This is a genomic window from Seonamhaeicola marinus, from assembly GCF_008085455.1.
In genome coordinates this window covers 1-357 of record NZ_VSDQ01000836.1, presented here as the reverse complement: position 1 = coordinate 357, position 357 = coordinate 1, and the positions used below count along the sequence as shown (strand labels likewise).

Below are 357 nucleotides of genomic sequence, written 5' to 3'. Positions count from 1 at the left end.
TACCGGAGTTTAAAAGTATAAAAAATTAATTTTTATTCTTCTTCGTTTGTAGCTTCAGTTTCGGTAGCAGTTTCTTCAGTAGCTTCCTCAGTTTCTTCAACTACTGGTGCAGCAGCAGCAGCAATTCTTGCTTCGTTAACAGCTTTCTCAGCAGCAAGCGCTTCAGCTTTAGCTTTAGCATCAGCTTCAGATAAACCATCAGCTTTTGCTTGAATTTTAGCAGCTTTGTCTTCTAACCAAGCATTGAATTTAGCTTCGGCTTGCTCTTCAGTTAAAGCACCTTTTTTTACACCACCTGCTAAATGGTTTTTTAATAATGCACCTTTGTAAGATAATAATCCTTTAGCGGTATCTGTT

1 pseudogene is annotated in these 357 nt (G+C 37.5%); it reads right to left on the bottom strand.

Annotated elements, in window-relative coordinates:
• Window positions 1–32: 32 nt before the first annotated feature.
• Window positions 33–357 (bottom strand): annotated as a pseudogene (gene rpsP / locus FUA24_RS23785) (30S ribosomal protein S16); the annotation flags it as partial.